The sequence below is a fragment of the Burkholderia sp. IMCC1007 genome (genome assembly GCF_027257875.1).
Taxonomy (GTDB): domain Bacteria; phylum Pseudomonadota; class Gammaproteobacteria; order Burkholderiales; family Burkholderiaceae; genus Burkholderia.
The window spans coordinates 95,911-121,174 of the sequence record NZ_JAPVQY010000003.1 but is presented as its reverse complement, the minus strand read 5'-3'; the positions used below and the strand labels follow the sequence as shown (position 1 = coordinate 121,174).

The window sequence follows — 25,264 nt, the reverse complement described above, 5'->3', positions numbered from 1 at the left end:
ATCAAATGCGCAAGACCGGCTTGCTGAAATGATGAAAAGGGCCGCCGGATATGAGGTTCGGCGCGGTCGCCGCCGCCCGTTTGCCGTTCTGGTTAACCGCCATTGTGGGGCGCGAAATTCAACTTCGCGTCAGGGCTTTCCCTGAATTATCGAGATTTTTTGGCGCCCTGGCCGAACGTGGCATGGATGCTGCATTGAAGTCGGGCATGGAGGCGACACCGATCATGAATCAGCACCCCACCGATCTTTCCCCGCTCGACCCCGGCCGCAAGTGCGTGCGCGTGACGGGCACGAACATCCGCGGATTCGTCGAATTCGAGCTGTCGATCGGCGGCGCGCCGGAACTGTTCGTCGAGCTGACGTTGTCTCCTGCCGCCTTCGAAGCGTTCTGCCGCGAACAACGGGTGACGCGGCTCGACGTCGAAGCGAACCCATGACCTTGAGGAGCAAGAAGTGACCATCGAGCTGAAGACAGTCGACATCAAGCCGCTCCGGCACACCTTCGCGCATGTCGCGCAGAACATCGGCGGCGACAAGACGGCGACGCGCTACCAGGAAGGCATGATGGGCGCGCAGCCCCAGGCGAACTTCCATTACCGGCCGACCTGGGATCCGGACTACGAGATCTTCGATCCGTCGCGCTCGGCGATCAGGATGGCGAACTGGTACACGCTGAAGGATCCGCGCCAGTTCTACTACGCATCGTGGGCGACCGCGCGGGCGCGCCAGCAGGACGCGATGGAGTCGAACTTCGAGTTCGTCGAATCGCGCCGGATGATCGGCCTGATGCGCGACGACGTGGCCGCGCGGGCGCTGGACGTGCTGGTGCCGCTGCGCCACGTCGCGTGGGGCGCGAACATGAACAACGCGCAGATCTGCGCGCTCGGCTACGGCACCGCGTTCACGGCGCCCGCGATGTTTCATGCGATGGACAACCTCGGCGTCGCGCAGTACCTGACGCGCGTCGCGCTCGCGATGGCCGAGCCCGACGTGCTCGATGCGGCCAAGGCGACCTGGACCCACGACGCCGCGTGGCAGCCGCTGCGCCGCTACGTCGAGGACACGCTGGTCGTGACCGATCCGGTCGAGCTGTTCGTCGCGCAGAACCTCGCGCTCGACGGCCTGCTGTATCCGCTCGTCTACGACCGCTTCGTCGACGAACGGATCGCGCTCGAAGGCGGCTCGGCGGTCGCGATGCTGACCGCGTTCATGCCCGAATGGCATGCCGAGTCGAGCCGCTGGATCGACGCGGTCGTGAAGACGATGGCCGCCGAATCCGACGACAACCGCGCGCTGCTCGCCAGGTGGACCCGAGATTGGTCGGCGCGCGCCGATGCGGCGCTGGCGCCGGTCGCGGCACGCGCGCTGCAGGACGCCGGCCGGGCCGCGCTCGACGAAGTGCGCGAGCAGTTCGACGCACGCGTCGCCAAGCTCGGCATCGCACTCTGACGACCGGAATCCTCCCCTAACCCAAGGAAAGCCAGCATGTCCAACGTATTCATCGCCTTTCAGGCCAATGAGGATTCCAGACAGATCGTGAACGCGATCGTCGCCGACAACCCGCGCGCGGTGGTGGTCGAGTCGCCCGGCATGGTCAAGATCGACGCGCCGGACCGGCTGACGATCCGCCGCGAAACGATCGAGGAACTGACCGGAACGCGCTTCGACCTGCAGCAGCTCCAGGTCAGCCTGATCACGCTGTCCGGCCACATCGACGAGGACGACGACGAGTTCACGCTGAGCTGGTCGCACTAACGCCGCGCAACGCGCACCGACAACACCGGAGACACGCATGGACACGCCAACGCTCAAGAAGAAACTCGGCCTGAAGGACCGCTACGCGGCAATGACGCGCGGCCTCGGCTGGGAGACGACCTACCAGCCGATGGACAAGGTCTTCCCGTACGACCGTTACGAGGGCATCAAGATCCACGACTGGGACAAATGGGTCGACCCGTTCCGCCTGACGATGGATGCGTACTGGAAGTACCAGGGCGAGAAGGAGAAGAAGCTGTACGCGGTGATCGACGCGTTCACGCAGAACAACGCGTTCCTCGGCGTGAGCGACGCCCGCTACATCAACGCGCTGAAGCTGTTCATCCAGGGCGTGACGCCGCTCGAATACCTCGCGCACCGCGGCTTCGCGCACGTCGGCCGGCACTTCACCGGCGAAGGCGCGCGCATCGCGTGCCAGATGCAGTCGATCGACGAGCTGCGGCACTACCAGACCGAAACGCACGCGATGTCGACGTACAACAAGTTCTTCAACGGGTTCCATCACTCGAACCACTGGTTCGATCGCGTCTGGTACCTGTCGGTGCCGAAGTCGTTCTTCGAGGACGCGTATTCGTCGGGGCCGTTCGAGTTCCTGACCGCGGTCAGCTTCTCGTTCGAATACGTACTGACGAACCTGCTGTTCGTGCCGTTCATGTCGGGCGCCGCGTACAACGGCGACATGTCGACCGTCACGTTCGGCTTCTCCGCGCAATCGGACGAATCGCGCCACATGACGCTCGGCATCGAATGCATCAAGTTCCTGCTCGAACAGGATCCGGACAACGTGCCGATCGTGCAGCGCTGGATCGACAAGTGGTTCTGGCGCGGCTACCGGCTGCTGACGCTGGTCGCGATGATGATGGACTACATGCAGCCCAAGCGCGTGATGAGCTGGCGCGAATCGTGGGAGATGTACGCGGAGCAGAACGGCGGCGCGCTGTTCAAGGATCTCGCGCGCTACGGCATTCGCGAGCCGAAGGGCTGGCAGGACGCCTGCGAAGGCAAGGATCACATCAGCCACCAGGCGTGGTCGACGTTCTACGGCTTCAACGCGGCCTCGGCGTTTCACACCTGGGTGCCGACCGAAGACGAGATGGGCTGGCTGGCGGCGAAGTACCCCGACTCGTTCGATCGCTACTACCGCCCGCGCTTCGATCACTGGGGCGAGCAGGCGAAGGCCGGCAACCGCTTCTACATGAAGACGCTGCCGATGCTGTGCCAGACGTGCCAGATCCCGATGCTGTTCACCGAGCCTGGCAACCCGACGAAGATTTGCGCGCGCGAATCGAACTACCTCGGCAACAAGTTCCATTTCTGCAGCGATCACTGCAAGGAGATCTTCGATCACGAGCCGCAGAAATACGTGCAGGCGTGGCTGCCGGTGCACCAGATCCATCAGGGCAACTGCTTCCCGCCCGATGCGGACCCGGGCGCGGAAGGCTTCGATCCGCTCGCCGCGGTGCTCGACTACTACGCGGTGACGATGGGCCGCGACAACCTCGATTTCGACGGCTCGGAAGACCAGAAGAACTTCGCGGCCTGGCGCGGCCAGACCACGAGCAACTGACCCGCAACCGACCGCAATCGACCGCAACCGACAAGCAATCTTGACGAGGGCCCGCGAAGCGCCGCTGCGCGAACGCGGGCCGACAGGAGACGAACATGGCCGTCATCGCGCTCAAACCCTACGACTTCCCGGTGAAGGATGCCGTCGAGAAGTTTCCGGCGCCGCTGCTGTACGTGTGCTGGGAAAACCACCTGATGTTCCCGGCGCCGTTCTGCCTGCCGCTGCCGCCCGACATGCCGTTCGGCGCGCTGGCCAGCGACGTGCTGCCGCCCGCCTACGGCTATCACCCCGACTTCGCGAAGATCGACTGGGATCGCGTCGAGTGGTTCCGTTCGGGCGAGGCATGGACGCCGGACCCGGCGCAGACCCTGGCCGGCAACGGCCTCGGGCACAAGGACCTGATCAGCTTCCGCACGCCGGGCCTCGACGGCCTCGGCGGCGCGAGCTTCTGACCGCCATGCGGACGAGCGAACCATCATGAGCCACCAACTTACCATCGAGCCGCTGGGCGTCACGATCGAGGTCGAGGAAGGACAGACGATGCTCGATGCCGCGCTGCGCCAGGGCATCTACATTCCGCACGCGTGCTGTCACGGGCTGTGCGGCACCTGCAAGGTCGCCGTGCTCGACGGCGAAACCGATCTCGGCGACGCGAATCCGTTCGCGCTGATGGATTTCGAGCGCGAGGAAGGCAAGGCGCTCGCGTGCTGCGCGACGCTGCAGGCCGACACCGTGATCGAGGCCGACGTCGACGAGGAGCCGGATGCGGAAATCATCCCGGTCAAGGACTTCGCGGCCGACGTCACGCGCATCGAAGCACTCACGCCGACCATCAAGTCGATCCGGCTGAAGCTGTCGCAGCCGATCCACTTCCAGGCGGGCCAGTACGTGCAGCTCGAGATTCCCGGCCTCGGGCAGAGCCGCGCGTTCTCGATCGCGAACGCGCCGGCCGACGTCGCCGCCACCGGCGAGATCGAGCTGAACGTGCGGCAGGTGCCGGGCGGGCTCGGCACGGGCTATCTGCACGAGCAGCTGAAGACGGGCGACCGCGTGCGGCTGTCGGGCCCGTACGGCCGCTTCTTCGTGCGCCGCTCGGCCGCGCGGCCGATGATCTTCATGGCCGGCGGGTCGGGGCTGTCGAGCCCGCGCTCGATGATCGCGGATCTGCTCGCAACCGGCGTCACCGCGCCGATCACGCTGGTCTACGGACAGCGCAACGCGCAGGAACTCTACTACCACGACGAATTCCGCGCGCTGGCCGAACGCCATCCGAACTTCACATACGTGCCCGCGCTGTCGGAAGGCGCGCCGGAGGCGGGCGGCGACGTCGCGCAAGGGTTCGTGCACGACGTCGCGAGCGCGCATTTCGACGGCGACTTCTCCGGGCACCAGGCGTACCTGTGCGGGCCGCCCGCGATGATCGACGCGTGCATCACGACGCTGATGCAGGGGCGCCTGTTCGAGCGCGACATCTATCACGAGAAGTTCATTTCGGCGGCCGACGCGCAACAGACGCGCAGCCCGCTGTTCCGGCGGGTGTGACATGGACGCGGGCCGCGTATGCGGGACGGTCACGATCGCGCAGACCGACGAGCGCTATGCGTGCGTGTCCGGCGAGTCGTTGCTGGCCGGCATGGCGAAGCTCGGCCGGCGCGGCATTCCGGTCGGCTGCCTGAACGGCGGGTGCGGCGTGTGCAAGGTGCGCGTGCTGCGCGGTGCGGTGCGCAAGCTCGGGCCGGTCAGCCGCGCCCATGTGAGCGCGGAAGAAGAGCACGACGGCTATGCGCTCGCGTGCCGCGTCGTGCCGGACGGCGACGTCGAACTCGAAGTCGCCGGCCGGCTGAAGAAGCCGTTCTTCTGCGGCACGGCGTGTGCGGGCACGACGGCCATCAACAAGTAACCAGGAGGAGACTCACCATGGGTGTGATGCGTATTGGTCATGTCAGTCTGAAGGTGATGGACATGGAAGCGGCGCTGCGTCACTACGTGCGCGTGCTCGGCATGCAGGAAACGATGCGCGACGCGGCGGGCAACGTCTACCTGAAATGCTGGGACGAATGGGACAAGTATTCGCTGATCCTGTCGCCGTCCGATCAGGCGGGGCTCAGGCACGCCGCATACAAGGTCGAGCACGACGCCGATCTGGACGCGCTGCGGCAGCGCATCGAAGCGTACGGGATCGCGACCGAGATGCTGCCCGAAGGCGCGCTGCCGGCGGTCGGCCGTCAACTGCGGTTCCTGCTGCCGAGCGGCCATGAGCTGCGGCTGTTCGCGAACAAGGAGCTGGTGGGCACCGCGGTCGGCTCGCTGAACCCCGATCCGTGGCCCGACGACATTCCGGGCTCGGCCGTGCACTGGCTCGACCACTGCCTGCTGATGTGCGAGCTGAACCCGGAGGCCGGCGTGAACCGCGTCGAGGAGAACACGCGCTTCATGGCCGAGTGTCTCGACTTCCATCTGGCCGAGCAGGTGATGGTCGGCCCGGGCAACACGATCCAGGCCGCGACCTGGATGTTCCGCAGCACGACGCCGCACGACATCGCGTTCGTCGGCGGCCCGCGCAACGGCCTGCATCACATCGCGTTCTTCCTCGACGACTGGGCCGACGTGCTGAAGTCGGCGGACGTGATGGCGAAGAACAAGGTGAAGATCGACGTCGCGCCGACGCGGCACGGCATCACGCGCGGCACCACCATCTACTTCTTCGATCCGAGCGGCAACCGCAACGAGACGTTCGCGGGGCTCGGCTACCTCGCGCAGCCCGATCGCCCGGTCACGACGTGGACGGAGGAAGAGCTCGGGCGCGGGATCTTCTTCCACTCCGGCGAGCTGAACGAAGCGTTCACGACCGTCTACACCTGATCGCGCAAGGAGCACGACGCCATGCAACGAATCGATACGAACCGGAGCGTCGACGTGCGCACCATCGACTGGCCCGCCGCGTCGCGCGCGGCGCACGCGGCGGCCAAGGCGGCCACGCGGCTCGGCGTGCGCGTGAACGTCGCGGTCGTCGATGCGGCCGGCCTGCTCGCGGCATTCGTGCGAATGCCAGGCGCGCCGCTGCATTCGATCGACATCGCGATCGACAAGGCGTACACGGCCGCGAGCTTCGGCTTGCCGACCGGCGCATGGCACGACGCGCTCGCGACGCACTCGGACGCGGTGCGGCAGGGCCTCGTGCTGCGCGCGCGCTTCGTCGCGTTCGGCGGCGGGCTGCCGATCGTCGACGGCGGCGCGTTGATCGGCGGCATCGGCGTATCGGGCGGCAGCGACGCGCAGGACGAGCAATGCGCGCACGCGGGGCTCGACGCGGCCGGCTTGACCGGCACCTGACGCGCGGCACACGGAACGCGAACGCTTCACGAACCCACCGGATCACGGATCCACGACCATCGGCACACACATCATGTACGACACCGATACCCTCGCCGCGACACGCGGCCCCGCCGGCGGGCAGCCGGAACCGCGGCGTGTCCGCAACTTCATCGACGGCGACTATCGCGCCGGCGAACGCTGGTTCGACAAGCGCTCTCCGCTCGACAACGCGGTGATCGCGCGCGTGGCCGAAGCGAGCCGCGCCGATGTCGACGCCGCGGTGCAGGCGGCGCGCGCGGCGCTGGCCGGGCCCTGGGGCGGCCTGAACGTCGCGCAGCGCGTCGAGATCCTCTATGCGGTGGCGGACGGCATCACGCGCCGCTTCGACGATTTTCTCGAAGCGGAAGTGGCCGACACCGGCAAGCCGGTGAGCCTCGCGAGCCATATCGACATCCCGCGCGGCGCCGCGAACTTCAAGGTGTTCGCCGACGTCGTGAAGAACGTCCCCGGCGAAACGTTCGAAATGGCGACGCCGGACGGCGCCGGCGCGCTCAACTATGCGATCCGTCGCCCGGTCGGCGTGGTCGGCGTGATCTGCCCGTGGAACCTGCCGCTGCTGCTGATGACGTGGAAGGTCGGGCCGGCGCTCGCGTGCGGCAACACGGTGGTCGTGAAGCCGTCGGAGGAGACGCCGCAAACGGCTGCGCTGCTCGGCGAAGTGATGAACGCGGCGGGCGTGCCGCGCGGCGTCTACAACGTCGTGCACGGCTTCGGTCCGGGCTCGGCCGGCGAATTCCTGACCACCCACCCGGGTGTGAACGCGATCACGTTCACCGGCGAGACGCGCACCGGCGCGGCCATCATGAAGGCGGCGGCCGACGGCGCGCGACCCGTCAGCCTCGAGATGGGCGGCAAGAACGCGGCGATCGTGTTCGCCGACTGCGATTTCGACGCGGCCGTCGAAGGCACGTTGCGCTCGTGCTTCGCGAACACGGGGCAGGTGTGTCTCGGCACCGAGCGCGTGTACGTCGAGCGTCCGCTGTTCGAGCGCTTCGTCGCCGCGCTGAAGGCCGGCGCCGAACGGCTGCGGCCCGGCCGCCCGGAAGCGGAGTCGACCGGCCTCGGGCCGCTGATCAGCCACGAGCATCGCGACAAGGTGCTGTCGTATTACCGCCGGGCCGTCGAACTCGGCGCGACGGTCGTGACGGGCGGCGGCGTGCCCGACATGCCGGACGACCTGCGCGACGGCGCGTGGGTGCAGCCGACCATCTGGACCGGCCTCGGCGACGATTCGCCGATCGCGCGCGACGAGATCTTCGGACCGTGCACGCTCGTGATGCCGTTCGATTCGGAAACCGAAGCGATCGGCCGCGCGAACGCGAATGCGTACGGGCTGTCGACCGCGATCTGGACCAGCAACCTGTCGCGCGCGCACCGCGTCGCGGCGTCGATCGACGTCGGCATCGCGTGGGTCAATGCGTGGTTCCTGCGCGACCTGCGAACCGCATTCGGCGGCGCGAAGCAATCCGGCATCGGCCGCGAAGGCGGCGTGCATTCGCTCGAGTTCTACACGGAGTTGCGCAACGTCTGCGTGAAGCTCTGACCCATCAGCTACCGACCGGAACAATCCTATGGACTCCACGTTGATTACCACGCTGGGCGACCGGCTGTACGACGCGATGACGTCGCGCACGCCCGTCGCGCCGCTGACGTCGCAACACGAAGGCCTGTCGGTCGACGACGCGTACCGGATCCAGCAGCGCTTCGTGCAGCGCCGCGTCGATGCCGGCGAGACGATTGTCGGCAAGAAGATCGGCGTCACGTCGAAGGCGGTGATGGACATGCTCGGCGTGTACCAGCCCGACTTCGGCTACCTGCTTTCGGGCATGGTGGTTGGCGAAGGCGAGTGCATCGCGCTCGACACGCTGATCCAGCCGAAGGCCGAAGGCGAGATTGCGTTCGTGCTGAAGCGCGACCTGCTCGGCCCGGGCGTGACGAACGCGATGGTGCTGGCGGCGACCGAATGCGTGATGCCGTGCTTCGAGATCGTCGATTCGCGCATTCGCGACTGGAAGATCCGCATCGGCGACACGGTGGCCGACAACGCATCGTGCGGCGTGTTCGTGCTCGGCGACCGCGCGGTGAGCACGCGCAGCGTCGATCTGTCGACCTGCGGGATGGTGCTCGAGAAGAACGGCGACGTGATCGGCACCGGCGCCGGCGCGGCCGCGCTCGGCTCGCCGGTGAATGCCGTCGCGTGGCTCGCCAATACGCTCGGCCGGCTCGGCATTCCGCTGAAGGCCGGCGAAGTGATCCTGTCCGGCGCGCTTGCCGCGATGGCGCCGGTCGGCCCCGGCGACAACTTCCGCGTGTCGATCGGCGGGATCGGCGCGTGTTCGGTGCGGTTCGCGTGAGCGTCCGTTCCCAATTTCAGTCAGACGAGGAATTCCCCATGACCCGAAAGATCCGTTGCGCGCTGATCGGCCCCGGCAACATCGGCACCGACCTGCTCGCCAAACTGATGCGCAGCCCCGTGCTCGAACCCGTGTGGATGGTCGGCATCGATCCCGATTCGGATGGCCTCAAGCGTGCGCGCGAACTCGGCCTGAAGACCACCGCGGACGGCGTCGACGGCCTGCTGCCGCACGTGCAGGCCGACGGCGTGCAGATCGCGTTCGATGCGACGAGCGCGTACGTGCACGCGGAGAACAGCCGCAAGCTGAACGCGCTCGGCGTGCTGATGATCGACCTGACGCCGGCCGCGATCGGCCCGTACTGCGTGCCGCCCGTGAATCTGAAGGACCACATCGGCTCCGGCGAGATGAACGTCAACATGGTCACCTGCGGCGGCCAGGCGACGATCCCGATGGTGCGCGCGATCTCGCGCGTGCAGCCGGTCGCGTACGGCGAGATCGTCGCGACCGTTTCGTCGCGCTCCGTCGGCCCCGGCACCCGCAAGAACATCGACGAATTCACGCGCACGACGGCGGCGGCCGTCGCGCAGGTCGGCGGTGCGAAGGAGGGCAAGGCGATCATCGTGATCAACCCGGCCGACCCGCCGCTGATCATGCGCGACACCGTGCACTGCCTGACGGAAAGCGCGCCCGACGAAGCGCGCATCGTCGAATCGGTGCACGCGATGATCGCCGACGTGCAGCGTTACGTGCCGGGTTACCGGCTCGTCAACGGGCCGGTGTTCGACGGCAAGCGCGTGTCCGTCTATCTGGAGGTCGAAGGCCTCGGCGACTACCTGCCGAAATACGCGGGCAACCTCGACATCATGACGGCCGCTGCCGCGCGCACCGCCGAAATGTTCGCCGAGGAACTGCTGGCCGGGCGCCTCACGCTGGCATCGGCCGCGCAGGCAGCGGCCTGATGCCCGCCGACGCGAACTCCACGACCGCACGAAAAGGAACGGCTATGAATCTCAAAGGCAAACGCATCACCGTCCACGACATGACGCTGCGTGACGGCATGCACCCGAAGCGTCACCAGATGACGCTCGACCAGATGCGCTCGATCGCGACCGGGCTCGACGCGGCCGGCGTGCCGCTGATCGAGGTCACGCACGGCGACGGCCTCGGCGGCTCGTCGGTCAACTACGGCTTTCCCGCGCACAGCGACGCCGACTATCTCGCCGCGGTGATCCCGCTGCTCGAGCGCGCGAAGGTATCCGCGCTGCTGCTGCCGGGCATCGGCACCGTCGATCACCTGAAGGAAGCGCATGCGCTCGGCGTGCACACGATCCGCGTCGCGACGCACTGTACCGAGGCCGACGTGTCGGAGCAGCACATCGCGATGGCGCGCAAGCTCGACATGGACACCGTCGGCTTCCTGATGATGAGCCACATGAACAGCGCGGAAGGGCTCGTGAAGCAGGCGAAGCTGATGGAGTCGTACGGCGCGAACTGCATCTACATCACCGATTCGGCCGGCTACATGCTGCCCGACGACGTGAAGGCGCGCGTCGGTGCGGTGCGCGACGCGCTGCAGCCCGACACGGAGCTGGGCTTTCACGGCCACCACAACCTCGCGATGGGCGTCGCGAACTCGATCGCCGCGATCGAGGCCGGCGCGAACCGGATCGACGGCGCGGCCGCTGGGCTCGGCGCCGGCGCGGGCAACACGCCGCTCGAAGTGTTCGTCGCCGTGTGCGAGCGGATGGGCATCGAGACCGGCGTCGACGTGTGGAAGATCCAGGACGTCGCCGAGGATCTCGTCGTGCCGATGATGGATTTCCCGATCCGCATCGACCGCGACGCGCTGACGCTCGGCTATGCCGGCGTCTACGGGTCGTTCCTGCTGTTCGCGAAGCGGGCCGGCGAGAAGTACGGGATCCCGGCGCGCGACATCCTCGTCGAGCTCGGCCGGCGCGGGATGGTCGGCGGGCAGGAGGACATGATCGAGGACACCGCGCTGACGCTCGCGAAGGCGCGCGCCGCACAAGCGAAGCGGGAGGCCGCATGAATCTGTCGATCGACACGATCGAGTCGCTGGCCGCGCATCTCGACGACTGCATGCGCGAGGCGCGCGACACGCCGAAGATCACCGACCGTCATCCGGAGATGGACTGGGACGACGCATACGCGGTGCAGGATGCGATTCGCCGCCGGCAGCTTGCGCGCGGCGCGCGCATCGTCGGCTACAAGGCCGGCCTGACGTCGCACGCGAAGATGCGGCAGATGGGCGTCGACACGCCCGTCTTCGGCTTCCTGACCGACGTCTACGACCTGCCCGACGGCGGCGAGTGCGACACGTCCGCGCTGATTCATCCGAAGGTGGAGCCCGAGATCGCATTCGTGACGAAGGCCGAGCTGAAGGGGCCGGGCTGCCATGTCGGCGCGGTGCTCGCCGCGACCGACTTCGTCGTCGCCGGGATCGAGGTGATCGACAGCCGTTATCGCGACTTCAAGTTCGACCTGAAGAGCGTGGTGGCCGACAACACGTCGGCCGCGCGTTTCGTCGCGGGCGGCCGCCCGCTGCCGGTGGAGGGCGTCGACCTGCGCACGCTCGGCATCGTGCTCGAGAAGAACGGGCAGCCGGTCGCGTTCGGCGCCGGCGCGGCGGTGCTCGGCCATCCGGCCGCCGCGATCGCGATGCTCGCGAACCACCTGGGTGCGCGCGGCGAATCGATTCCAGCAGGCAGCCTGATCCTGTCGGGCGGCATCACGGAGGCGGTGGCCGTCGCGGCCGGCGACAACGTGACGCTGCGCGTGCAGGACATCGGGTCGGTCGGCCTGCGCTTCACCTGAACGAAACAAGGAGGCCATCGTGCCGATAGCGCATCTGTACATCCTCGAAGGCCGCGACGACGACAAGAAGGAACGCCTGATCGCCGAGGTCACCGAAGCCATCCATCGCTCGCTCGACGCACCGATCGAATCGGTGCGCGTGATCATCACCGAGATGCCGAAAGGGCATTTCGGGATCGGCGGGCAGAGTGCGAAAAAGCGCGGACGCTGACGCAGCGTACGCGACGGAAACCGACTGGAGGAGCGACATGTCAAGCAACCCTGAAATCGGCCGCCGGATCGTCGCGGCCGGCCTCGACACCCACTATCACGACGTCGGCGACGGGCCGCCCGTGCTGCTGATCCACGGCTCCGGCCCGGGCGTCACGGCGTACGCGAACTGGCGGCTCACGATGCCCGCGCTCGCCGCGCAGTTTCGCGTGATCGCGCTCGACATGGCCGGGTTCGGCGAAACCGAACGGCCGCGCGGATACACGTATTCGATGGACAACTGGGTCGATCACGCGCTCGGCCTGCTCGATGCGCTCGGCGTCGAGCGCGCGCACGTGATCGGCAATTCGTTCGGCGGCGCACTCGCGCTCGCGCTGGCGATCCGCGCACCCGAGCGGGTCGGCCGGCTCGTGCTGATGGGCGCGGCGGGCACGCGCTTCACGCTGACCGAAGGGCTCGACGCCGTGTGGGGCTATACGCCGTCGATCGCGAACATGCGCGGTCTGCTTGACATCTTCGCGTTCGATCGCACGCTCGTGAACGACGAACTCGCGAAGCTGCGCTACGACGCGAGCGTGCGGCCCGGCTACCAGGAGGCGTTCGCGAACATGTTCCCGGCGCCGCGTCAGCGCTGGGTCGATGCGCTCGCGAGCGACGAGGCGAAGCTGCGCGCGCTGCCGCACGACACGCTGATCGTCCACGGCCGCGAGGATCGCGTGATTCCGCTCGACAGCTCGACGCGGTTGCTGGAGTTACTGCCGAACGCGCAGCTGCACGTGTTCGGCCGCTGCGGGCACTGGACGCAGATCGAGCACGCGGCGCGCTTCAACCGGCTCGTGATCGATCACTTCAACGAGTAGGCGAACGGCTGCGCGATAGGTCGGACATAAAAATACCATTCAGTAGAACGAATATTGGAGACATCGATGAAACGAAAGACTGCATTCGGACTGGTCTCGCTCGCCGCGTGCGCGGGCATGGCGCTGAGCACGGGCGCACGGGCGACGGAAGGCGGCGGCGATACGATCGGCGAGGGCGCGGAGGCGTTCTTCGCCGGCGCGCTGCCGCCGGCCGGGCTCTACGCGTTGCTGTACTACACGCATTACCATGCGTCGCACTTCAACGATTCCCACGGCAACAGCGCGGTGCCCGGCTTCAAGCTCGATGCCGACGTGCTGATTCCGCGCGTCGTCTGGATGTCGAACCTGTCGGTGCTCGGCGGGCGTTTCGGCGCGTATGCGGTGCTGCCGATGGAGCATCTGGCGCTGGATGCGGGCGGCGCATCGTTCGACCGCACCAATCTCGGCGACCTGATCGTGAGCCCCGCGTTGATCGCATGGGGGTCTGGCGCGCTGCGCACCGTCGCGGCGATCGAGTTCGTGTTCCCGACCGGCCAGTACGACATGCATGCGGCGCTGAACACCGGCAAGCACTACTACACCGCGCGGCCGGTATTCGGCGTGTCGTGGTTGCCGAGCGACAAGGTCGAGGTGTCCGCGAAGATCACGTACAGCTTCAACTCGCCGAACAACGACACGCACTACCACTCGGGGAACCTGTTCCACGTCGACTACTCGGCGAGCTATGCGGTCACGCCGAGCGCGCGGGTCGGCCTGTCGGGATACTTCGTCAAGCAGACGACCGACGACATGCAGAACGGGCAGGCGGTCGGCGGCGACGGTTTTCGCGGGCAGGTATTCGCGATCGGTCCCGGGTTTCGTTATCAATTCAGCAAGGTCAGCGTGGAAGCACGCGTCGTGAAGGAGTTGTTCGTGCGCAACCGGCCGGCCGGCGAGGCCGTGTGGGCGAAGGCCGTCATTCCGTTCTGACGCGCCGGCGCAAGCGGCTATCGCGCGTGACGCCGCCGGCGCGGCACGTCACGCCGCACGGCCGCGTGCGTTACCGCGCGAGTGCTGCGACGCGCGGGAACAGCGGCAGCGCGTTCGCATGGTTGATCGCGGCGTGCTGGCCTGCGCCGAGTGCCGCATATGCATCCTGCGCGGCGGCGAGCGACGTGCTGACCGACGGCGGCGCGGGCAGCGTGCCGCGCTCCGAACTGGTCGCGCTCAGCCGGAGCGGGGAATGGGGCGCGGTACAGCAGTATCTGGCGATGCTCGGCGCGCGCCGCATGAGCGGCACGGCGCCGGCATCGGTGCATCACTCTTCGTCCATCAACCGGACCTTGACGCGCTTGCCCTTGATCTTCCCCGCATTGAGCTTGCGCAGCGCGTCGTGCGCGACGCCGCGCTCGATCGCGACGTAGGTCGAGAACTCGGTCACGTTGATCTTGCCGATCTGCTTGCCGTCGAAGCCGGCGTCGCCGGTGAGCGCGCCCAGCACGTCGCCGGGGCGGATCTTGTCCTTGCGTCCACCGAGAATCTGCAGCGTTTCCATCGGCGGCAGCAGCGTGCCTTCGCCGGCCGGCTTCAGTTCCGCGAGCGGATGCCATTCGACCTCGCGCTTCTGCGCCTGCTCGATCGCGCCGACGCGGCCCATCTCGTCCATGCTTGCGAGGCTCAGCGCCCAGCCTTCCTGATCCGCGCGGCCGGTGCGGCCGATGCGGTGCACGTGCACTTCCGGGTCGGGCGTCACGTCGACGTTGATCACCGCTTCGAGCTGCGCGATGTCGAGCCCGCGCGCGGCGACGTCGGTCGCGACCAGCACCGAGCAGCTGCGGTTCGCGAACTGGATCAGCACCTGATCGCGCTCGCGCTGGTCGAGCTCGCCGTGCAGCGCGAGCGCGTGGAAGCCCTGCGCGTGCAGCACGTCGAGCAGGTCGCGGCACTGCTGCTTGGTGTTGCAGAACGCGATCGTGCTGACCGGACGGTAGTGGTTCAGCAACTGGCCGACCGCATGCAGCCGCTCGGTTTCCGTCACTTCGTAGAAGCGCTGACGGATCTTGCTGTTGTCGTGACGCTCCTCGAGCTTCACTTCCTTCGGATTGCGCAGGAACTGCTGGCTCAGCTTCGCGATGCCGTCCGGATAGGTGGCCGAGAACAGCAGCGTCTGGCGCGTCGCCGGGCACATCCGCGCGACCTTCGCGATGTCGTCGAAGAAGCCCATGTCGAGCATCCGGTCGGCTTCGTCGAGCACCAGCGTGTTCAGCGCGTCGAGCTTCAGGTTGCCGCGGTCGAGGTGATCCATGATCCGGCCGGGCGTGCCGACGACGATATGCGCGCCGTGCTCGAGGCTCTGCGCCTGCGGACGCATCGGCGTGCCGCCGCACAGCGTGAGCACCTTCACGTTTTCCTCGGCGCGCGCGAGGCGGCGCACTTCCTGCGCGACCTGGTCGGCGAGCTCGCGGGTCGGGCACAGGATCATCGCCTGCACGTCGAAGCGGCGCGTGTCGAGGCGCGCGAGCAGCGCGAGCGAGAACGCGGCGGTCTTGCCGCTGCCCGTCTTCGCCTGGGCGATCAGGTCATGGCCGGCCAGCGCGATCGGCAGGCTCGCGGCCTGGATCGGCGTCATGTCGACATAGCCGAGCTGCGCGAGGTTCGCGAGCGCGGCGGGCGTCAGCGGCAGCGCGCTGAACGGCGTGGCGGTCGGTTGGCTCAAGAGACGTCTCCGAGGTAGGGGCGGCCTTCCATCTGCTCGTAGACGACGTTGCCTTCGTCGTCTTCGAAGCGTTCGAGATAGTTGCGGGCGCCGCACAGCGGGCAGCGGAACAGCAGCCCCTGGCCTTCGTCCTTGATGACGACGTCGGACTGCTCCCACTGCGTGCCGCAGCTCTGGTTTCGGCAGGTAAACACGGTCTTTCTCCAGCTGAATTCGGTTGGTGACGCGCCCCGGCGGGCGCGGCAACGGCGGGCGGCGCCCGCGCGGCCTGGCGCGCGGGCCGCACCGGCGGTGGCTCGGGTTGTATCGATGCGGATGATGGATCGGGCGGCGACGGGGTCGCGCGTGCCGCAATTCTAGCGGAAGCCGGTGCTTCCGCCCGGCGCGCGCCACGAAAAACGGCCGCCCGGGAGGGCGGCCGTGTCGGGCGGCATAACAGCGGTGCGCGGGTGCCGCGCAGATGCCGCGCGGCGTCGGACGCGTTACAGCGCCATGTCGGCCGATGCCTTCGCCGGGCGGGCCGGCGCGGCGCCGGTGGCCTGCGACGGCACGCCGAGGTCGATCTTCGGCGGCGGCGACAGTTGCAGCACGTCGCTCGTGTAGGCCCATTCGTCGACGACCTTCGCCGGGCTGTCGTTCAGCTTGGTGCCGTAGCTCGGCACGATCTGGCGGATCTTCTGCTGCCACTCGGGCGTCGCGACCTTGTCCTTGAACACCTTCTGCATCAGGCTCAGCATGATCGGCGCGGCGGTCGACGCGCCCGGCGACGCGCCGAGCAGCCCCGCGATGCTGCCGTCCTGCGACGCGACGATCTCGGTGCCGAGCTTCAGCACGCCACCCTTCTTCGGATCGCGCTTGATGATCTGCACGCGCTGGCCGGCTTGCCACAGGCGCCAGTCTTCCTTCTTCGCGTTCGGGAAATATTCCTTCAGCGCGTTGAAGCGGTCGTCGTCGGTCAGCATCAGCTGGCCGGCGAGGTACTCGACCAGCGGGAATTCGTCGACGCCCACGCGCATCATCGGCGCGACGTTGTGCAGGTTGGTGCTCTTCGCGAGGTCGAAGTACGAGCCATTCTTCAGGAACTTGGTCGAGAACGTCGCGAACGGCCCGAACAGGATGATCTTCTTGCCGTCGATGATCCGCGTGTCGAGGTGCGGCACCGACATCGGCGGCGAGCCGACCGACGCCTTGCCGTACGCCTTCGCGAGGTGCTGCTTCACGACCTCGGGGTTGTCGGTCACGAGGAACGAGCCGCCGACGGGGAATGCACCGTAGTCCTTCGCCTCGGGGATGCCCGACGCCTGCAGCAGGTGCAGCGCACCGCCGCCCGCGCCGATGAACACGAATTTCGCGTCGACGGCCTGCGGCGGTTCATCCGAATGCAGCTTGACCCACGACACGTGCCACGTGCCGTCCGCGTTGCGCGAGATCTCGCGCACTTCGCTCGACAGCGACAGCGTGAAGTTCGGCTGCGTCTTCAGGTAGCCGACGAACTGGCGCGTGATCTCGCCGAAGTTCACGTCGGTGCCGATCGGCGTCCACGTCGCGGCGACCTTCTGGTTGCGATCGCGGCCTTCCATCATCAGCGGCACCCACTGCTTGATCCGGTCGTAGTCTTCCGAGTACTGCATCCCGCGGAACAGCGGGCTCGCCTGCAGCGCTTCGTAGCGCTTCTTCAGGAAGCGGACGTTGTCGTCGCCCCACACGAAGCTCATGTGCGGCGTCGAGTTGATGAACGCGTGCGGGTTCTTCAGCACGCCTTGCTTGACCTGCCACGCCCAGAACTGGCGCGAGATCTGGAACGACTCGTTGATCTCGATCGCCTTCGAGATGTCGATCTTGCCGTCCGCCTTCTCCGGCGTGTAGTTCAGCTCGGCGAGCGCCGAGTGGCCGGTGCCCGCGTTGTTCCAGCCGTTCGAGCTCTCCAGCGCGACGCCGTCGAGGCGCTCGACCATCGTCATCGACCAGTCGGGCTGCAACTCGTGCAGCCACACGCCAAGCGTGGAACTCATGATGCCGCCGCCCACCAGCAGGACGTCGACCTTCTTCGTATCGGCCGCATGCGCGGACGACGCGGCGACGCACAGCGCAAGCGCCGACAGTATTACCCGTAACGTTTTGATCACAGCAGATCCTCTTTTTTAACCTGAATGCATCGGCTTGCCATCCCGCCCGGCCGATGTTCGATCGCGATCGGCTCGCCCATCCGGAGATCCGGATCGCGAATCCGGAATTCCGGATCGGCCGTGTTCGCGGTTGTATTTGCGCACGCGAAATCGTTGCGAAGGACACCTTCGGATCGGCTTCGTGCGGTCATGCAGACGCATGCATCGCGGTCGTGCGCGACGCATGCGGACCGGTGCGGCAAGCCTCGCGGGACGGTGCTTCAGGCAGTGCCGAAAGAGGCTGCGCGCAATGCGGTTGGCGGGGGCGGGACGGCAAGGGGCGCGTAATATAACCGAACTCGGTTACCGTGTCGCACGCGCGAAATATCCTTGTTTTCGTGGGGTTTTTTGCGTGTCCGGGTTTCCGGAACGACGGTGCGCGGAACGGGAAAGGCGGCGGAAAGCGGGGAAGCGGGGACGCACGCAATCGGCGTGCGTCGCGCCGATGCGGGGGCGACGCAGCGCCGTAACGACGGAACGTGGATTCGTCGCTACGCCGATGCGTCGGGTCAATGCGCGAAGCGAACGCCCCGCGCGCCGCATCGATATTCGTCGAGATGTCGCGGCATCGCGCCGCGACCGCGTCTCACTTCGCCGAAGTGTTGCGGCAGAACTGCTCGTACCCCTGCGCCGAATTCGGGAAGCCGTTCTGCTTCGCGAGTTCCCACGGGCGTTCGCATTGCTGCGTCTGCATGCACCATGCGTAGCCGGCCGAGCCGATGCAGCCATGCGCATCGCGATCGCCGCCGACCATCGGCGCGGTAGCCTGGGCGGTCTGCGTGTCTCGCCCGGCGACATCGGGCGGCAGAGGCGAAGGCGGTTGCGTCGCGCACGCGCTCAGGGCAAGTGCGGCGGCGATCGTCGCCGCAATCGACGCCGAAGACGTGAAGGATTTCATCGGGTAGCACTCCATGGGATGACGATCGACGGCGGATGCCCGTGCACGAACGGCGGGCAGTCACGCATCCGGTACCGGCACGCGCGACGAGAACTTGATCTCGCGTAGGGCGAGGCTCGACTGGATCGACGACACGCCGGCCTGTTTTCTCAGCACCTGTTCGACGAATTCCGCATACGCGTCGAGATCGGCCGCGACGACCTGCAGGATGTAGTCGGCCGCGCCGGTGATCTTGTGGCACGACGTCACTTCGTCGTGACGCCGCATCACGTCCTCGAAGTGATCCGAATCCTGGCCCGAATGCATGTTGAACGTGACTTGTACGAACGCGAACACGTTCATCCCGAGCGCACGGCGGTCGAGGTTCGCCTGGTAGCCGGTGATCACGCCTTCGTCCTCGAGCCGCTTGCGCCGCCGCCAGCACGGCGTGACGCTCAGCGACAGCCGGTCGCCGAGCGTCGCGTTCGACAGCGCGCCGTCTTCCTGGAGCAGGCGCAGCATCGTGCGATCGACGCCGTCGAGCTCCGCTGAAGCGCGATTTTTGCTCATTCGAGGGTCTCCGTAGGCGGTTTTCTCAAAATTGTACGAAACGAAGATCTGAAAAGCAAAGCTAATGCCGATCGGCCTCAATAGACTGTTGCTACCCCTCACGGCTCTTACTGCAACGGTCAACCATGCTCACGGTGTACAGCAGCGATCATCATCTGCATCGCGGCGTCGAACTGAAGGACGGCGCGATCACCGATTCGTTCGAGAATCCCCTTCGCGCCGAAACGGTGCTCGCGCAGGTTCGCGCGGCCGGCCTCGGCGACGTGATCGCGCCGCGCGCGTTCGATCGCGCGAGCTATGCGGGCGCGCACAGCGCACGCTATGTCGACTTCCTCGCCGGCGCGTGGGACGAATGGACGGCGACCGGCCGCACGTGCCAGGCGCTGCCGCTCGTGTGGCCGGTGCGCGCGATGCCGGCCGCGGCGACGCTGCCCGAGTTCATCGACGGCAAGCTCGGCTTCTTCGCGATGGACGCCGGCGCGCCGATCAACGCCGGCACGTGGGACGCGGTGAGCGCGAGCGCGAACTCCGCGCTGACCGGCGCCGACCTGCTGTCGAACGGCGGCGCGCGCGCGGCGTTCGCGCTGTGCCGGCCGCCCGGCCACCATGCGGGCCGCGAATACATGGGCGGCTACTGCTACCTGAACAACGCGGCGATCGCCGCGCAGCACGGCATCGCGAGCGGCGCGGCGCGGGTCGCGGTACTCGACGTCGATTTCCACCACGGCAACGGCACGCAGGACATCTTCTACGACCGTGCCGACGTGCTGTTCGCCTCGATCCACGGCGAGGCGCCGGTGTCGTACCCGTACTTCTCCGGCTATGCGGACGAGCGCGGCGCCGGCGCGGGCGAAGGCTTCAACCTGAACCTGCCGCTGCCGAAGGGCACGCAGTGGCGCACCTACGCGACGGCGCTCGACCATGCGGCGGCCGCGATCGCCGCGCATGCGCCCGACCTGCTCGTCGTGTCGCTCGGCGTCGACACGTTCGAGCACGATCCGATCAGCCATTTCCGCCTGCGTTCGCCGGACTACCTGCGCATCGGCGAAGCGCTCGCGCGCCTGAACCTGCCGACGCTGTTCGTGATGGAAGGCGGCTACATGGTCGACGAAATCGGCATCAATGCGGTGAACGTGCTGCTCGGCTTCGAAGGGCGCGCGTGAGCGCATCGCTTTGCCTTCCATGAACGACGGTCAGGATCACGAACCAACAGCGACAACGAAGGAGACGAACATGAATCGGCATCAGAAGAAGGCGGCATGCGCGGCGGCAGTCGGGCTGGCGTGCGCACTGTCCGCGTTTTCCGCGCGGGCGGATGAAATCGTGCGGATCGGGCACGTCGCGCCGCTGACCGGCGCGATCGCGCACCTCGGCAAGGACAGCGAGAACGGCGCGAGGCTGGCGGTCGAGGAAATCAACGCGAATGGGCTCGTGATCGGCGGCAGGAAGATCACGCTGCAGCTCGATGCGCAGGACGACGCGGGCGATCCGCGTCAGGCCACGCAGGTCGCGCAGCGGCTCGTCGACGACAAGGTGGTCGGCGTCGTCGGCCATCACAACTCGGGCACGTCGATTCCGGCGTCGCGCGTCTATCGCGACGGCGGTGTCGTGCAGATCTCGCAGGCCGCAACGAATCCGATGTACACGCAACAGGGGTTCAAGACGACCTATCGCGTCGTCGCGACCGACGCGCAGCAGGGGCCCGCGCTCGCCAGTTACGCGGCGAAGAACCTCGGGATCGGGACGGTCGCCGTGATCGACGACTCGACCGCGTACGGGCAGGGCCTCGCGACCGAATTCGAGAAGGCGGCGAAGGCATCGGGGATCAAGGTCGTCTCGCACGACGCGACCAACGACAAGGCGATCGACTTCCGCGCGATCCTGACGAAGATCAAGGGCGAGAACCCCGACGCGATCATGTACGGCGGGATGGACGCCACCGGCGGCCCGCTCGCGAAGCAGGCGCGCCAGCTCGGCCTGCGCGCGAAGGTGCTCGCCGGCGACGGCGTGTGCTCGACCGACCTGCCGAAGCTCGCGGGCCCCGCGTCGGACAACGTCGTGTGCTCGGAAGCCGGCATCGCGCTCGAGAAGATGCCGGGCGGCGCGGCGTTCGTGAAGCGCTACGAAGCGCGTTACCACCAGCCGATGCAGGTGTATGCGCCGTTCTCGTACGACGCGGTATACATCATCGTCGACGCGATGAAGCGCGCGAATTCGACCGACCCGGCGAAGGTGCTGGCCGCGATGCCGGCGACCGACTACCGCGGCGTGATCGGCGAAACGAGCTTCACGCCGCAGGGCGACCTGAAGCACGGCGCGATCTCGGTGTTCACGTACAGGAGCGGCAAGAAGGCGCTGCTCGACATCGTCAGGATGTAACGGCGACGGGGCGTGGCGCGCCCCGTCGCATCACGACGCCTGCGCGCGGCGCGGCTCGGCCGGCGGCCGCTGCTGCTGCTCGACGTCGTGCACGATATGCAGCTCGCGCGTGCGGATCGGCAGCGCGCAGTCCGCATCGGCGAGCGTCTTGCGCACCTGGCGCGCGAGACGCCAGCGCATCGCCCAGAACTTGTCGGTATGCGTCCACACGCGCACGTTCGCGATCGCCGTGCTGTCGTCGAAGCGCATCACCATCACGTCCGGCGCGGGATCGTGCAGCACGTCGGGGTCGGCCGCGGCCAGCGCGCGCAGCGCGTCGAGCGCGCGATCGATGTCGTCGTGCACCGACACTTCCACTTCGAGATCGAGACGGCGCGTCGGATTGCGCGTGTAGTTGCGGATTGCGCTGCCCCACAGCGCGCTGTTCGGCACGTACTCGCAGATGCCGTCCGGCTTCGTGAGCCGCGTCATGAAGAGCCCGACTTCTTCTACCGTGCCCGCGACGCCCGTGCCGCCGTCGATGTAGTCGCCCACCTTGAACGGCCGCAGCAGCAACAGCATGATGCCGGCCGCGATGTTCTGCATCGTGCCCTGCAGGGCGAGCCCGATCGCGAGGCCGGCCGCGCCCAGCACCGCGACGATGCTCGCGGTCTGGATGCCGAGCTGCGACAGCGCGCCGACGATCGCGACGATGCGGATGCCCCACACGGCGACGTCGCAGAGGATCGGCCGCAGCGTGCCGTCGACGCGCTCCTTGTTCGCGAGCACGCGGTTCAGCCAGTTGCCCATGCGCTTCGACAGCCACCAGCCGGCGACGAGCAGCGCGAGTGCGCCGCAGAGCCTGATGGAGAGTGTGGACAACGCGGCCCACAGGAACGTCCAGCGTTCCGGATGAAGATGATCGAGCAACATGACGGTATTCCGGGTTGAAGACAGATGACGCGACACGCAGCGTGTCGGCAGCCCTCGACTGTACACGGCGCGCCGAGTGTCGCGCGAGCTCGCGTGGCCGGATTGCCCGCGTTCGGGCGGAGAAATCGCGATTTCGTTCATGTACGACGCCGATATCAGGGCAAATAGGATCGATCCCATTCAGCGATGCAGCGCGCGTCGATACACTCGATGCCTCATTGCCGGATCGCGATAATCGTTCCTCCGCGAGATCCGGCGCTTCCCGATTTTTTCATTGATAGCGAGTGACGACGCGATGCGGTTCGACCTGTGTTTACGTCTGTCACGCGAACGAGGTCGTTGCGCGCCGCGCAGCGCCACCCGCCTCCCGAATCGCCGCGCACTGCTGCGCGGTGTTGCCGCGGCGACGTGGCTTGCCGGCGCGCAGGGCGCGGTGGCGCTGGCGCCTTCCGGCGCCGCGCCGTCCACGCCGGCCAAGGCGCCGGCGGCCGACCTCTTCGACGTGCCCTTTTTCAATTCCGCCCGTACCGTCTGGGGCGGGCTGCTCGCGTCGACGGCGGTACCGCGTATCGTGCCCGCGCCGGATGCTGCAGGCGTGCGCACGGACGATCGCCCTGGCGCATCCATCGTGCGTGCCGGCGCATGTGCGCCGTACGTCGTGCTCTGCGATGCCGCGCACGGTGCGATCGAGCGCGATTACACGGGTCGCTTCGGCTACCGTTTTGCATCGACGTTGCCCCAGGTCGGCGTGCCGGTCGCATTCGCGTCGCGCGATGCCGGGCTGGTCTCGGCCGAGCCGTTCAAGCTTGCGGAGCCGGTGGCCGGCACGCGGGTCGGCGCGATCACCGGCAGCCTGCGCGCGTCGCTCGCGCGTGCGGATCTGCCGGCTGGCGTTGCCGCACAGGTCATGCGCGCGCTGGCCGGTCGGCTCGACCCGAAGCTGAAGGGTGCCGTGGGCGATACGTTCCGTGTGGCGTTCGAACCGGCCGGCGACGCATCGTTGTCCGGCGCCGTGCGCGTGACGGCGTTCGATATCCGCTTGCGCGGCCAGCGTGTCGCGGCCGTGTGGTTTGCCGCCGATGCGCGATCGCCGGGCGCTTACTACGATCTCGACGGCGTGCCGCTCGCCGGCACGCGGTTCGCGCTGCCGGTGAGCGCGAAGCGCACCAGTTCGCGTTTCGGCACGCGCGTGCATCCGGTGACGGGCGCGCGTCATGTGCACACCGGCGTCGATCTCGCCGCGCCGACGGGCCGCACGGTCCGTGCATCGGAGCGCGGCGTCGTGTCGTACATCGGCACGCAGCCGGGCGGCTACGGCAAGTACGTGGTGGTGCGGCATGGCGGCGGCTATGCGTCGTATTACGCGCATCTGTCGGCGTTCGAGCCGACGCTGCGTACCGGCATGCGGATCGCGCGCGGGCAGCGCGTCGGGGCGGTCGGCAGCACCGGGACGGCAACCGGGCCGCATCTGCACTTCGAGGTGCGGCGGCACAATCGTCCGGTCGATCCTGTTGTGCTGGTGCGGGCCGCGAAGGCGGACGCGCTGAAAGGGCAGCAGCGCGTGGCGTTCCAGCGTGTCGCGACGGGCGCGCGCACGCAGCTGGCGTCGGTTGCGTGGTCGCAGCCGGTCGCGATGAAGCGGGCCGGTACATCGGAGGCGGGCTGAGCGGCTGGCTTGCCGCGCGTTCTTGATCGGCACGGCGGCAGCCGCATTTGATCGTTCTTGCGGCGCGCGACCGCGGAGGCTGCGGCTCGGCCGGTGGGGCGGGTGAGTTTCTGAATAGCGGGCGGGGCCGCGTAGGCGGGAATGGCGCGGACTTCGCTTATGCGGCGGTGCTGATCAAGAACGCGGCGACAATACCTGCGACAGTTCTGTGCGCCTTCAGCGTTCAAACCATTGCTCTCTGATTCTCAACCTCATGAAAAGATCGCGATCAGCCGTTGCAGTAACGGTATTCTTGCCGTCAACCAGTCGATCCTGGATGGCGGCATGGCAATGAAGCGCAACGGAGACGACTTCGACTGGTCGTAGTAGAAAATATTGTCGTCTCCGTATTCCAGTTCCATGGGGGCTGCATCATTAATTGTGCGAACCGCAAAAAATCGCTCCGCCAAAACATCCCCTGCTGCACCCAATACCTGAAGTCTGATTTCGTCGCCGTCGCCAAGAAAGCGGCGGGCCCCACAGAGTTCAATTTGGTACTTCTTGCCACGGAACTCTCTCATTCCCCCGTTGAGAATCTGCGTATAACGCTCGCAGCCTTCATATGAGCTCCGCAACGCAAGAGTCGAAATTATCGCCACCAAAAGCACTGCGATCGCGATTACATTTTTTCGCGCGACCTGCATATTTCAATTCATGCGTGTCTGGCTGGGCATGCAAATACTGCGCTCACCGTCTTGTTCCGGCTTCGGGGCAGGCGCTCGGCGTTCGCATATGGCAGCGTTTTGCTTCAACGTCGTCTTTCTCTGTCATGGCCGCGCCCACCGGCCACCGCCGAACGCCCACGCCGAAGCCGGATCGCGCAACGACGGGTGCGGCGCCGACGGCGATCGTTGTGACCGGCTCGTTTTCCCAAACTTGAACAGGGCACGCCACCGGCACCGCACCGCGAAAGCATAGCGACCGGCGCGCGCCGCGCCTATCGGACAAGACTGATTTTGCGGGCGGCGCAGCGCATGATTT

At 67.2% G+C, this 25,264-nt stretch carries 28 protein-coding genes; 20 read left to right on the top strand and 8 right to left on the bottom strand.

Annotated features, from left to right (window positions below):
• Window positions 1–50: 50 nt before the first annotated feature.
• The 17 genes from O1Q03_RS04650 (at window position 51) to O1Q03_RS04570 (ending at window position 13,949) form a co-directional block, all read left to right on the top strand.
• Window positions 51–437: a phenol hydroxylase subunit gene (locus O1Q03_RS04650; protein WP_269501863.1), complete on the top strand. Its 387-nt coding sequence runs from the start codon at window positions 51–53 to the stop codon at window positions 435–437.
• A 16-nt stretch (window positions 438–453) separates the two neighbouring features.
• Window positions 454–1,449, top strand: coding sequence for a phenol hydroxylase (locus O1Q03_RS04645; protein WP_269501862.1), 996 nt, complete (start codon window positions 454–456; stop codon window positions 1,447–1,449).
• Window positions 1,450–1,485: 36 nt separating this feature from the next.
• A complete protein-coding gene (locus O1Q03_RS04640; protein ID WP_269501861.1) occupies window positions 1,486–1,755 on the top strand; it encodes an MmoB/DmpM family protein in 270 nt (89 codons plus the stop codon).
• 37 nt (window positions 1,756–1,792) lie between these two features.
• The gene (locus O1Q03_RS04635) at window positions 1,793–3,343 is read left to right on the top strand and encodes an aromatic/alkene/methane monooxygenase hydroxylase/oxygenase subunit alpha (protein WP_269501860.1); all 1,551 of its coding nucleotides are present in this window, start codon (window positions 1,793–1,795) and stop codon (window positions 3,341–3,343) included.
• A gap of 95 nt (window positions 3,344–3,438) precedes the next feature.
• Window positions 3,439–3,795 carry a phenol hydroxylase subunit P4 gene (locus O1Q03_RS04630; protein WP_269501859.1) on the top strand — a complete coding sequence of 119 codons (357 nt, stop codon included), beginning with the start codon at window positions 3,439–3,441 and terminating at the stop codon, window positions 3,793–3,795.
• Window positions 3,796–3,820: 25 nt separating this feature from the next.
• On the top strand, window positions 3,821–4,885 hold the full coding sequence (locus O1Q03_RS04625) for an NADH:ubiquinone reductase (Na(+)-transporting) subunit F (protein ID WP_269501858.1): 1,065 nt from the start codon (window positions 3,821–3,823) through the stop codon (window positions 4,883–4,885).
• A 1-nt stretch (window position 4,886) separates the two neighbouring features.
• Complete coding sequence (locus O1Q03_RS04620) at window positions 4,887–5,243, top strand: 2Fe-2S iron-sulfur cluster-binding protein (RefSeq protein ID WP_174925138.1); 357 nt, start codon at window positions 4,887–4,889, stop codon at window positions 5,241–5,243.
• A gap of 17 nt (window positions 5,244–5,260) precedes the next feature.
• The gene (locus O1Q03_RS04615) at window positions 5,261–6,205 is read left to right on the top strand and encodes a catechol 2,3-dioxygenase (protein ID WP_269501857.1); all 945 of its coding nucleotides are present in this window, start codon (window positions 5,261–5,263) and stop codon (window positions 6,203–6,205) included.
• Between the two features lie 21 nt (window positions 6,206–6,226).
• On the top strand, window positions 6,227–6,676 hold the full coding sequence (locus O1Q03_RS04610; RefSeq protein ID WP_269501856.1) for a GlcG/HbpS family heme-binding protein: 450 nt from the start codon (window positions 6,227–6,229) through the stop codon (window positions 6,674–6,676).
• Window positions 6,677–6,749: 73 nt separating this feature from the next.
• The gene (locus O1Q03_RS04605) at window positions 6,750–8,261 is read left to right on the top strand and encodes a 2-hydroxymuconic semialdehyde dehydrogenase (RefSeq protein WP_269501855.1); all 1,512 of its coding nucleotides are present in this window, start codon (window positions 6,750–6,752) and stop codon (window positions 8,259–8,261) included.
• Window positions 8,262–8,289: 28 nt separating this feature from the next.
• Complete coding sequence (dmpE, locus tag O1Q03_RS04600; RefSeq protein WP_269501854.1) at window positions 8,290–9,072, top strand: 2-oxopent-4-enoate hydratase; 783 nt, start codon at window positions 8,290–8,292, stop codon at window positions 9,070–9,072.
• Between the two features lie 38 nt (window positions 9,073–9,110).
• Window positions 9,111–10,034, top strand: coding sequence for an acetaldehyde dehydrogenase (acetylating) (locus tag O1Q03_RS04595; RefSeq protein ID WP_269501853.1), 924 nt, complete (start codon window positions 9,111–9,113; stop codon window positions 10,032–10,034).
• Between the two features lie 44 nt (window positions 10,035–10,078).
• Window positions 10,079–11,125 (top strand): 4-hydroxy-2-oxovalerate aldolase, encoded by a 1,047-nt coding sequence (gene dmpG, locus O1Q03_RS04590; RefSeq protein ID WP_269501852.1) that lies wholly within the window; start codon window positions 10,079–10,081, stop codon window positions 11,123–11,125.
• On the top strand, window positions 11,122–11,910 hold the full coding sequence (dmpH, locus tag O1Q03_RS04585; protein ID WP_269501851.1) for a 2-oxo-3-hexenedioate decarboxylase: 789 nt from the start codon (window positions 11,122–11,124) through the stop codon (window positions 11,908–11,910). The genes dmpG and dmpH overlap by 4 nt, the downstream gene beginning before the upstream one ends.
• A gap of 19 nt (window positions 11,911–11,929) precedes the next feature.
• Complete coding sequence (locus tag O1Q03_RS04580; protein WP_269501850.1) at window positions 11,930–12,121, top strand: 2-hydroxymuconate tautomerase; 192 nt, start codon at window positions 11,930–11,932, stop codon at window positions 12,119–12,121.
• A 37-nt stretch (window positions 12,122–12,158) separates the two neighbouring features.
• Window positions 12,159–12,980, top strand: coding sequence for an alpha/beta fold hydrolase (locus O1Q03_RS04575; protein ID WP_269501849.1), 822 nt, complete (start codon window positions 12,159–12,161; stop codon window positions 12,978–12,980).
• Between the two features lie 66 nt (window positions 12,981–13,046).
• The gene (locus tag O1Q03_RS04570; RefSeq protein WP_269501848.1) at window positions 13,047–13,949 is read left to right on the top strand and encodes a SphA family protein; all 903 of its coding nucleotides are present in this window, start codon (window positions 13,047–13,049) and stop codon (window positions 13,947–13,949) included.
• A 70-nt stretch (window positions 13,950–14,019) separates the two neighbouring features.
• On the opposite strand, the gene O1Q03_RS04565 is transcribed toward O1Q03_RS04570, so the two are convergent.
• The 6 genes from O1Q03_RS04565 to O1Q03_RS04540 all read right to left on the bottom strand — a co-directional run bounded on the left by O1Q03_RS04565 (window position 14,020) and on the right by O1Q03_RS04540 (window position 19,287).
• Window positions 14,020–14,259 (bottom strand): hypothetical protein, encoded by a 240-nt coding sequence (locus tag O1Q03_RS04565; RefSeq protein ID WP_269501847.1) that lies wholly within the window; start codon window positions 14,257–14,259, stop codon window positions 14,020–14,022.
• An 18-nt stretch (window positions 14,260–14,277) separates the two neighbouring features.
• On the bottom strand, window positions 14,278–15,675 hold the full coding sequence (gene dbpA, locus O1Q03_RS04560) for an ATP-dependent RNA helicase DbpA (protein WP_269501846.1): 1,398 nt from the start codon (window positions 15,673–15,675) through the stop codon (window positions 14,278–14,280).
• Window positions 15,672–15,869 (bottom strand): hypothetical protein, encoded by a 198-nt coding sequence (locus O1Q03_RS04555; protein WP_269501845.1) that lies wholly within the window; start codon window positions 15,867–15,869, stop codon window positions 15,672–15,674. The genes dbpA and O1Q03_RS04555 overlap by 4 nt, the downstream gene beginning before the upstream one ends.
• Window positions 15,870–16,157: 288 nt before the next feature.
• Window positions 16,158–17,801 carry a malate dehydrogenase (quinone) gene (mqo, locus tag O1Q03_RS04550; protein WP_269501844.1) on the bottom strand — a complete coding sequence of 548 codons (1,644 nt, stop codon included), beginning with the start codon at window positions 17,799–17,801 and terminating at the stop codon, window positions 16,158–16,160.
• A gap of 625 nt (window positions 17,802–18,426) precedes the next feature.
• Window positions 18,427–18,738 carry a hypothetical protein gene (locus O1Q03_RS04545; protein ID WP_269501843.1) on the bottom strand — a complete coding sequence of 104 codons (312 nt, stop codon included), beginning with the start codon at window positions 18,736–18,738 and terminating at the stop codon, window positions 18,427–18,429.
• Between the two features lie 60 nt (window positions 18,739–18,798).
• Entirely contained in the window at window positions 18,799–19,287 is a 489-nt protein-coding gene (locus O1Q03_RS04540) for an Lrp/AsnC family transcriptional regulator (RefSeq protein WP_269501842.1), read from the bottom strand.
• Between the two features lie 125 nt (window positions 19,288–19,412).
• Here O1Q03_RS04540 and O1Q03_RS04535 point away from each other — a divergent pair, with 125 nt between their 5' ends.
• Together O1Q03_RS04535 and O1Q03_RS04530 are read left to right on the top strand one after the other, a co-directional pair.
• A complete protein-coding gene (locus O1Q03_RS04535) occupies window positions 19,413–20,450 on the top strand; it encodes a histone deacetylase family protein (RefSeq protein ID WP_269501841.1) in 1,038 nt (345 codons plus the stop codon).
• Window positions 20,451–20,520: 70 nt separating this feature from the next.
• Entirely contained in the window at window positions 20,521–21,666 is a 1,146-nt protein-coding gene (locus O1Q03_RS04530; RefSeq protein WP_269501840.1) for a branched-chain amino acid ABC transporter substrate-binding protein, read from the top strand.
• Between the two features lie 30 nt (window positions 21,667–21,696).
• Here the strand turns inward: O1Q03_RS04530 and O1Q03_RS04525 are convergent, their stop codons facing one another.
• Window positions 21,697–22,578 (bottom strand): mechanosensitive ion channel family protein, encoded by an 882-nt coding sequence (locus O1Q03_RS04525; protein ID WP_269501839.1) that lies wholly within the window; start codon window positions 22,576–22,578, stop codon window positions 21,697–21,699.
• A gap of 295 nt (window positions 22,579–22,873) precedes the next feature.
• Between O1Q03_RS04525 and O1Q03_RS04520 the strand changes: the two genes are divergently transcribed.
• Complete coding sequence (locus O1Q03_RS04520) at window positions 22,874–24,244, top strand: M23 family metallopeptidase (RefSeq protein ID WP_269502059.1); 1,371 nt, start codon at window positions 22,874–22,876, stop codon at window positions 24,242–24,244.
• A gap of 251 nt (window positions 24,245–24,495) precedes the next feature.
• On the opposite strand, the gene O1Q03_RS04515 is transcribed toward O1Q03_RS04520, so the two are convergent.
• Window positions 24,496–24,927, bottom strand: a complete 432-nt coding sequence (locus O1Q03_RS04515; protein ID WP_269501838.1) for a hypothetical protein — start codon at window positions 24,925–24,927, stop codon at window positions 24,496–24,498.
• Window positions 24,928–25,264 lie beyond the last annotated feature (337 nt).

Coding starts and splice junctions, on each gene's coding strand:
- O1Q03_RS04650 (WP_269501863.1), top strand. CDS start 51: ATGAGGTTCGGCGCGGTCGCCGCCGCCCGTTTGCCGTTCTGGTTAACC.
- O1Q03_RS04640 (WP_269501861.1), top strand. CDS start 1,486: ATGTCCAACGTATTCATCGCCTTTCAGGCCAATGAGGATTCCAGACAG.
- O1Q03_RS04635 (WP_269501860.1), top strand. CDS start 1,793: ATGGACACGCCAACGCTCAAGAAGAAACTCGGCCTGAAGGACCGCTAC.
- O1Q03_RS04630 (WP_269501859.1), top strand. CDS start 3,439: ATGGCCGTCATCGCGCTCAAACCCTACGACTTCCCGGTGAAGGATGCC.
- O1Q03_RS04625 (WP_269501858.1), top strand. CDS start 3,821: ATGAGCCACCAACTTACCATCGAGCCGCTGGGCGTCACGATCGAGGTC.
- O1Q03_RS04620 (WP_174925138.1), top strand. CDS start 4,887: ATGGACGCGGGCCGCGTATGCGGGACGGTCACGATCGCGCAGACCGAC.
- O1Q03_RS04615 (WP_269501857.1), top strand. CDS start 5,261: ATGGGTGTGATGCGTATTGGTCATGTCAGTCTGAAGGTGATGGACATG.
- O1Q03_RS04610 (WP_269501856.1), top strand. CDS start 6,227: ATGCAACGAATCGATACGAACCGGAGCGTCGACGTGCGCACCATCGAC.
- O1Q03_RS04605 (WP_269501855.1), top strand. CDS start 6,750: ATGTACGACACCGATACCCTCGCCGCGACACGCGGCCCCGCCGGCGGG.
- dmpE (WP_269501854.1), top strand. CDS start 8,290: ATGGACTCCACGTTGATTACCACGCTGGGCGACCGGCTGTACGACGCG.
- O1Q03_RS04595 (WP_269501853.1), top strand. CDS start 9,111: ATGACCCGAAAGATCCGTTGCGCGCTGATCGGCCCCGGCAACATCGGC.
- dmpG (WP_269501852.1), top strand. CDS start 10,079: ATGAATCTCAAAGGCAAACGCATCACCGTCCACGACATGACGCTGCGT.
- dmpH (WP_269501851.1), top strand. CDS start 11,122: ATGAATCTGTCGATCGACACGATCGAGTCGCTGGCCGCGCATCTCGAC.
- O1Q03_RS04575 (WP_269501849.1), top strand. CDS start 12,159: ATGTCAAGCAACCCTGAAATCGGCCGCCGGATCGTCGCGGCCGGCCTC.
- O1Q03_RS04570 (WP_269501848.1), top strand. CDS start 13,047: ATGAAACGAAAGACTGCATTCGGACTGGTCTCGCTCGCCGCGTGCGCG.
- O1Q03_RS04545 (WP_269501843.1), bottom strand. CDS start 18,738: ATGAAATCCTTCACGTCTTCGGCGTCGATTGCGGCGACGATCGCCGCC.
- O1Q03_RS04540 (WP_269501842.1), bottom strand. CDS start 19,287: ATGAGCAAAAATCGCGCTTCAGCGGAGCTCGACGGCGTCGATCGCACG.
- O1Q03_RS04535 (WP_269501841.1), top strand. CDS start 19,413: ATGCTCACGGTGTACAGCAGCGATCATCATCTGCATCGCGGCGTCGAA.
- O1Q03_RS04530 (WP_269501840.1), top strand. CDS start 20,521: ATGAATCGGCATCAGAAGAAGGCGGCATGCGCGGCGGCAGTCGGGCTG.
- O1Q03_RS04525 (WP_269501839.1), bottom strand. CDS start 22,578: ATGTTGCTCGATCATCTTCATCCGGAACGCTGGACGTTCCTGTGGGCC.
- O1Q03_RS04520 (WP_269502059.1), top strand. CDS start 22,874: ATGCGGTTCGACCTGTGTTTACGTCTGTCACGCGAACGAGGTCGTTGC.
- O1Q03_RS04515 (WP_269501838.1), bottom strand. CDS start 24,927: ATGCAGGTCGCGCGAAAAAATGTAATCGCGATCGCAGTGCTTTTGGTG.